General features: G+C 44.5%; 6 protein-coding genes and 1 pseudogene. 6 read left to right on the top strand and 1 reads right to left on the bottom strand.

What is annotated here, in order from left to right; genetic code table 11:
• Positions 1-1,340: 1,340 nt before the first annotated feature.
• Positions 1,341-2,279 (top strand): RNA polymerase sigma factor, encoded by a 939-nt coding sequence (locus F6K46_RS36995; RefSeq protein WP_293067734.1) that lies wholly within the window; start codon positions 1,341-1,343, stop codon positions 2,277-2,279.
• Here the strand turns inward: F6K46_RS36995 and F6K46_RS37000 are convergent.
• Positions 2,207-2,518, bottom strand: coding sequence for a hypothetical protein (locus tag F6K46_RS37000; protein ID WP_293067737.1), 312 nt, complete (start codon positions 2,516-2,518; stop codon positions 2,207-2,209). The genes F6K46_RS36995 and F6K46_RS37000 overlap by 73 nt on opposite strands.
• A 199-nt stretch (positions 2,519-2,717) precedes the next feature.
• Here F6K46_RS37000 and F6K46_RS37005 point away from each other — a divergent pair, with 199 nt between their 5' ends.
• The 5 genes and pseudogenes from F6K46_RS37005 (at position 2,718) to F6K46_RS37025 (ending at position 7,117) form a co-directional block, all read left to right on the top strand.
• Positions 2,718-3,137 (top strand): mannan-binding lectin, encoded by a 420-nt coding sequence (locus F6K46_RS37005; RefSeq protein WP_293067740.1) that lies wholly within the window; start codon positions 2,718-2,720, stop codon positions 3,135-3,137.
• A gap of 215 nt (positions 3,138-3,352) precedes the next feature.
• Positions 3,353-4,099 carry a thioredoxin domain-containing protein gene (locus F6K46_RS37010; RefSeq protein ID WP_293067743.1) on the top strand — a complete coding sequence of 249 codons (747 nt, stop codon included), beginning with the start codon at positions 3,353-3,355 and terminating at the stop codon, positions 4,097-4,099.
• 162 nt (positions 4,100-4,261) lie between these two features.
• Positions 4,262-5,647: pseudogene (locus F6K46_RS37015) on the top strand (IS66 family transposase); the annotation flags it as partial.
• A gap of 7 nt (positions 5,648-5,654) precedes the next feature.
• Positions 5,655-5,822, top strand: coding sequence for a hypothetical protein (locus F6K46_RS37020; RefSeq protein WP_293067749.1), 168 nt, complete (start codon positions 5,655-5,657; stop codon positions 5,820-5,822).
• Positions 5,823-6,208: 386 nt separating this feature from the next.
• Positions 6,209-7,117: a tetratricopeptide repeat protein gene (locus F6K46_RS37025; RefSeq protein WP_293067746.1), complete on the top strand. Its 909-nt coding sequence runs from the start codon at positions 6,209-6,211 to the stop codon at positions 7,115-7,117.
• Positions 7,118-7,209: the final 92 nt, after the last annotated feature.

Raw genomic sequence — 7,209 nt, forward strand, 5'->3', positions numbered from 1 at the left:
CAGAACTGATTGGGGCAGCAGTTCCAGAGCTTCAAAGCTATTTGGGATAGCTGGCGGTTTGATTTCCATGGTTCTACACTACTACTCATCCTTCCCTTTTTGTCAACCCCATCACCTGAATGCTTACCCTAGTCTGGCTATCGAGAAGAGATTGAACAGGTAATTGGTAAATTACCTATTCAAATTTGATTGCATAACTTTTTCCTGAATCAGTCAAATCTGGTTTTATGGAATGGCTTAATAAAGAGGTTTCTATTAAAGGTTGAATTTAGAAATGAAAAAAGCTACTTGGCCTTATCTTAAACCAGCTACTAAAGAAGCAGTTTAACAAGCTATTGATGAAAAAGGTATGCCATTAATATCCAAATTTCATCTCTTCGTCCAGTGTGCCTACTCTCTCCTTCGGAGGCTGTTCGAGATTGAGCTCACCTAGAGCGGGAATGGCTATAGTTGTGAATTTGATTGGTGGATTTCTGATTGCAGAAAAGGCTAAGCGCATTCTCGTAAGGGCTCAATGCTCGCGTATCGCATTTTTTCCAGTTTATGCCACTCTTATATTTTTGCTCAGACCAAATATTATACTATTTTTAGTTTTTACTGGTAATCTACCATTTTGACGGTTCAAAATTCCGTATTTAAAGATACACTTTATTTGGATTTGTCCACAAAGACTTTTATTCAGCTTGATTGGCCTATTGGCCACGCTACGCGATCATATCACCGATTAAATCAAGGTAGGTTGGTCACACAAGTTGCTGGAAAATAGCATGGCTGAACAGAACTATTTTGATTCGGGTGTAAGCAGTGAGGCAATCAACTCAACAAGGGCGTGAATCTTGCCCAGTTGCCGTGGAAAGAAAAGATCCCCGTGCAAAACATTAAACCTATGACACAGTTAACCAACTTAAGACAACCGACAGTACCTATTAATAGTAATCCAAAACATTATACTGCATTGTTGCAGTTATGACAACCTGTTCAAAACTATTCCTACAGTCACTTTAGTCCCTTTATAAAAAGCTATCTAACATTGACCAAAGGCAATCTTAATCGGTTGCCCCCCATTTTACTACCCAAAACCCCCTGCCAATAATCAGAGGCTTCACCGAATCTTCATCTAAGTTTATTATTGTTTTTTATTGGCATGCTAGTTTGGTTCTGTATTCACCAATACAGAACTATCACCCTTGTCTGTCAACAGTTTCATGTAGCTTAAGCCCCTCACCAATGGAACTAAAAGCTGTGATCTAAGCATTTGGTTCTTTTGAGGATGGCTTGTGATCACGGTGCAATCGATTAGCCCAAATTCCGGTTTGATTACCCTTGTTATTGGTTAGTGTTTGAGGTGTCCACACCAGTTTGATCAGCCACGATATCAGCGTGCCTTTTGGCAAGGGGTTGATCATCCCGGGAATTTGGATGAGTTGGCAGACAAACGTTGCTCAACCCTGAACGTTGTCCAAGGAGAAGAAATCCCAATGCAAAAGCTAGAACTAGAGACAGAATCTCGGGAGCAGACCCTACTGAAAAAACTGTCTCAGAGCAAGCTTGACAAGATACCTTTGGGGTTTTGCACTGCCTTTTGGCAGTTATGGAAGCCCTATCACCAGTATCTTTACAGTCGTTGCCTCCAGTGGATGGGAAACAACCATACCGATGCTGAAGAAGCCCTATCCAGAGCTAGTCTCAAAGCGTGGGATAAATTGCCAGACTATGCTGGAAAGATTACTAATTTCAAAGCCTGGCTGACTCGACTGACCTATAACCTCTGTATGGATATGCATCGAGAACGGAAACAACGGGCAAGAAATACAGACACTCTTGAGGAGATAGCGATCGCACAATGCCAGATCATCAACGAAACTGATTCATGTCCTCTGTCAGCTATCCTTTCTGTGGAAATGGAGATGTACCTCCGGGATGCGATCAATACGCTACCTATCAAACATCGCACTCCCTTGCTCCTGCACTACTATCAGGAAAAGTCTTATGAAGAGATTGCCCAACACCTTGCTATCTCCCAGGACAACGTTCGTAAGCGAATTCAACGGGCACGAGAAATGCTACAAAAGCAGTTGCATCAGTATTGTTCAGAGTATTGTTCAGAGTTGAATGGTTCTGAGGTGGAAAGGACGCGATCGCATAAATCTGCCAGATCTGACTCTCCAGTCCCGATGGGTATGGGCTGCAGTTTAGAATCAATCGATTACAAGATCACTACTACCTGTCTCGAAGCACTACCCGAGTGCTGGTTCCAATCATCCAGCCTGATTGCGTAGCAGGGCAAGGTGTTATAGCGCTGCGCCCAGGGAATCGGGAATCGGGAATCGGGAATCGGGAAAGAGAGTGTGGGGAGTGTGGGGAGTGTGGGGAGTGTGGGGAGTGTGGGGAGTGTGGGGAGTGTGGGGAGTGTGGTGTTATCCTGGCTAATCCCGACTCCTGACTCCTGACTCCTAACTCCTGACTCCCGACTCCCAACTCCCGACTCCCGACTCCCGACTCCCGACTCCCTAGTCAAAAAAAAAGCTCCAAACTCAAAAAATTTGTCACAAACCCCATGGTGAGATCGTTTTATATATAGAAGCCAAGGAAAGTAAGCAGAGCATCCCGAACAGGGCAAATGCATTCCCTAAAGCTGGGAATCAGCCAAGGTGGGATGTCTGTTTACCTAAAAGTTGGTTTTAAATTGATCAATTGGGATATTATATCGGATCAACATGTCTAAAATCAAGAAAATTTTTGCCGCTTTTACCCAGTCAGCTCTTTGCGTCCTGTTGACTGCTTCCCTAGTATTGGGCTTCGCTACCAGTGCATTTGCTGGAAATATCGAAACTGTAGAAGCTGGTCCAATCTGGAGCAATGCTGATGCTCAAGGCAAATGCCCAGCAACTTGTGAAAATTACGACTCAGGCTACAAGTGGAATGGTCAGTGGTGGACCACTGAATGGGGCGAGATGTCAGTTTGTCAATGTGCCAAGTCTCCTGTAGCAATCGAAGCTGGCCCAATCTGGAGCAATGATGATGCTCAAGGCAAATGCCCGACAACTTGTAGTGATGCTGGCTTCGGCTACGAATGGGATGGTCAGTGGTGGACCACTGAATGGGGCGAGATGTCAGTTTGTGAATGTGTAGTGTAATCAACTAACACTTTCTCAAATTACTAACAGAGTGTACAAGCTAACTCTAGCTGTGTCTGTGAGAGCACTTGCGCATTAACTTGATTATTTCCCTAAGGTAGGGTGGGCAGTTAATTTGCTCATCCTACCTCTAGGCTGATTAGACTTGATCTAACTTACCGATTTGTTGGATAGTTTTATAGATAGATTTTTATTGATTTAGCAGTCAACATAAAATGAAACAGTTGTATCGGATTTCCATAACTATTGTTAGCTTATTCCTGTGTTTGGTCACTTTGAGCAGTTGCAGCAACAACCTTGCTAACACTGATCAACTAGAAGGGCAAGTGTTAAGCATTATCCGGAATAATCCAGAGGTGATTTTAGAATCGGTGCAGGCTTACCAGCAGGAAAAACAGCAAGAGCTAGCCCAATCCAGGCAAGCATTTTTGCAGCAAATGATGACACAGCCAACATCGATAATTGGGAATTCTCCTACTACTGGTGTGGCGGAAAATCAAGTTGTCCTGTTGGAGTTTTCTGACTTTCAATGTCCATTTTGTGCCGAAGCTAACCAAAGCGTAAAGGATTTTATGGACAAACATTCCGATCAGGTAACCTTAGTATATAAGCATTTGCCTCTGACTCAGATTCATCCTCAAGCACTCCCTGCTGCTAAAGCAGCTTGGGCGGCTTTTCAGCAAGGGAAATTCTGGGAGTATGAAGATGCCCTGTTTGAGCAGCAAGATAACTTGGATGAAGAATTGTATGTGGCGATCGCCCAAGATATTAATCTCGATCTAGAGCAATTTAATCGCGATCGCATCAGTGTTGGAGCCGAAGCTGCCATTAGGGACGATCTGAAATTAGCCCAGACCTTAGCTGTTAATGGTACTCCTTTCTTTGTGTTCAACACAGAAGTACTCCAAGTTCCTCTCAACCTATCAGAAATGGAGAGTATTCTGGCACAGGTCAGATCATAATATAGTATTTCTATTTGAGTTGTAAAAACACGTTTTGCGGCAAGAGGCAAAAGGCAAGAGGCGTAAGGATTCAGGTCACAGGGATCGCTGCAAGGCCAAAGAAGGGAGCTTCTTTAAAGTCTGCGGGATTGACTTTGAAGCAAACTAGGGTAAAGTAAACACATGAGTCACTCACCAGTTCCGCTAACTCCAGAAAGCCTAAACCAGTTGTCAAAAGCGGAACTGGTAAAGATGCTATTGACTCAACAGAAAGTGATTGAGGAACTACAGCTAGAAATTGAGAAATTAAAGCTGAGTCGGGACCCACGATAGTAAGACTTCCTCCAAACCCCCATCAACTGATCTACTGAAAAAATCCGAAAAAGCCCTAAAAAAGGAGGATTGTCCCACCTCTGAGGCCAAAAAGAGAAAACCCGGAGGACAACCAGGTCATCGGGGAAAAACTCGTAAAGGGTTTTCCAGAATAGACCGAACCGAAATCTTGCAACCGTCTGTGTGTAGTCAGTGTGGTCAAAGAGAATTTTTAGATCAACCTGTATTGGTAGACACTCAACAAGTAGCCCAACTGGTGAACAAACCAATCGAGGTAGTTGAGTACCATCGTTACCATTGTCAATGTAGGGGCTGTGGTGCGGTAACATCAGCCTCTTGGTCTGTTGAGATGATACCCGGACAAGATTTAGGGGTCAAGCTACAAGCTTTTCTGGGATGGTTAGGGAATTATGGACATCTCCCCTATAAAAAACAACAAGAGATGTTATGGGAATTGGGCAAGATTGAGATCGGTAATGGGACTTTAGTCAACACCAATCAACGGGTTGAACTGGCGATTAAACCTCATGTTGAGCAATTGTCAGAATGGGTAAAAACAGAACAACCGTCTATTCATGTAGATGAAACTCCTTGGCCTGTAAAAGGCATTAAGGAATGGCTGTGGGTCTTTAGCAATCGAGATTTTTGTCTCTTTCGGGCTGCTGACACCAGGGGACGTGTCGAACTGGAATCTCAGTTGGGCAGTAAATACAGGGGTGTTCTTAGTAGTGATGACTTGAATGTGTATAATGGCTATCCAGTCAGCGCTCAACAGAAATGTTTAGCCCATCTACGTCGTCATTTTCTGAGGTTAATCAAACAGCCTGGACTACACAACCGAGCGATTGGAGAAGCACTCGTGAGTCTGATTGATGAAGCTTTTCGCCATTATCGCCTCTGGCCAGAAAATGGCGATGAGACAGAGTACCAACAGTGGGTTAGGGAATTCAAAACTCAGATACAGTTAACTCTAGAAACCTGGTGGTCGGTGGCAGGAGCCGAAGCAGGTAAGTTACTGCGCTCTCTCAAACAGAAGGCTTCCCAATGGTGGTATTTTTTAGACCATCCCCAAGTTCCACCAGATAATAATCTCGCCGAGAGGTCTTTACGTTTGGCAGTGACCAAGCGTAAGGTTAGTGGTGGCTCTCGTTCTGAAGAACGTTTCGAGCAGACCGCTAATTTACTACACGACCAGTCCAAACTTGCCGTTTTCAAAAACGGTCGGTGATGGATTTTTTGACCTTTGGTCACGCTACGCGAACGAGCAAGCTCTTATGGCTCAATCGGGTCATTTAACCCAACCTCCTTCCCTCATCCCTTTTCTCCACACCTGAATCCTTACCAAGAGGCAAAAGGCAAAAGGCAAAAGGCAAAAGGCAAGAGGCAAAAGGCAATAGGCAATAGGCAATAGGCAAAAGAGATCCGAAGTTTTATTGGACAAAAAAAAATACCGTCAGCCGTCAGCCGTCAGCCGTCGGCTGATATAGCAATCCTAAATCATTTGTCAAATCACTGGACTGCTTAAAATTAGCTGCTTCTTCCTTATCATCTGCCTTCTGCCTTCTGCCTTCTGCCTTCTGCCTTAAAGCAGCCGATTTATTTCACGAATCAGATAGGATTGCTATAGCTGATAGCTGATAGCTGATAACTTAATACTTACGCCAAAATTTTACTTTTAGTTACAAAATTAGTGACAATTAGTGACAAATTACTGTGACTTTGCCAGGATGATAGAGCAATCTTTACAACAGATAATCAGAACAGGACTAACTGTTTCAAGGGAAAGGTTACTGCTAAATGTCAAGAAGCCCTACCACATGCTTAGTACCAATCACCCAAGCTTCTGGGGTGGAAATGAGCGCTCACCTGGTCTTAGATAGTAAACCAACTAGACAAGGTCTGAAGCTAAACACATTAAATAAGTATATCCAGCAGCATCCTACAGGATGGAAGAAACGTCGAGAACTGGCAAAGCTGCTGTATACTATGGGTCGCTGGCAGGAGGCAATTGAAGAGTATCGCCACGTCATAGAAAGCCAGCCCCAATTAATTGACGTACGGCTGCAACTGGGCAAGATATTCCAGTTGATGGCCAGAAAGGCTGAGGCCATTGAAGTGTATCAAAGTGCCTTGCCCTGGTCGGGGAATATTGCCACTCAGCACCATGTGGCTGGCTTGATTGAAGTCTGTCGCGGACGCCAAAGGCAGGCAGCAAGGCTGTTTTCTTTAGCAGCATCCACAGAACCAGACAACCCAGCTCATGGCCATGCTCTGGCACAGGTTCACCTGAATCGAGAATCTCCTGTAGAAGCCTTACAGGCATTCAATAGAATTTTGGAATTTAACCCAGATGACCCGATCGCTTTGCGAAACAGTTATCAACCCCTTTTAGCAGTGGGTGACTTTCCAGAAGCATCCCGCCGTTTGGAGCGATTACATCAGTTAGCCCCCAAAGATTTCCCCACTCTTAAACAGTTAGCGGATCATCGCTGTCGTTTGGGATTAGTCTCAGGTCAAGAGGGCAAGCAGACAAAACAGTTAATTCGAGCTGCTCTACAACTAGCTCCCGATGCCCCTGATGCTCATAATTCCCTGGGAATTTATCACATTTGCCGAGGGGAGTGGACAAAAGGGATAGCGCTATTGCAACAGTTTATTGAGGAACATCCCAACCTGACTGCCGGACACAAGTGCCTCAAAGCCTGATTATGCCTGGGTGATGGGATGCAGGTTTTGAGCGGACGGTTCGAGACAACTGGTAGAAAAGAGCGATTGACCTTTGCTCAGGCTACGGGAAG

Origin of the sequence: Moorena sp. SIO3E8, from assembly GCF_010692445.1 — a bacterium.
In the GTDB taxonomy this organism is placed as follows: domain Bacteria; phylum Cyanobacteriota; class Cyanobacteriia; order Cyanobacteriales; family Coleofasciculaceae; genus Moorena; species Moorena bouillonii.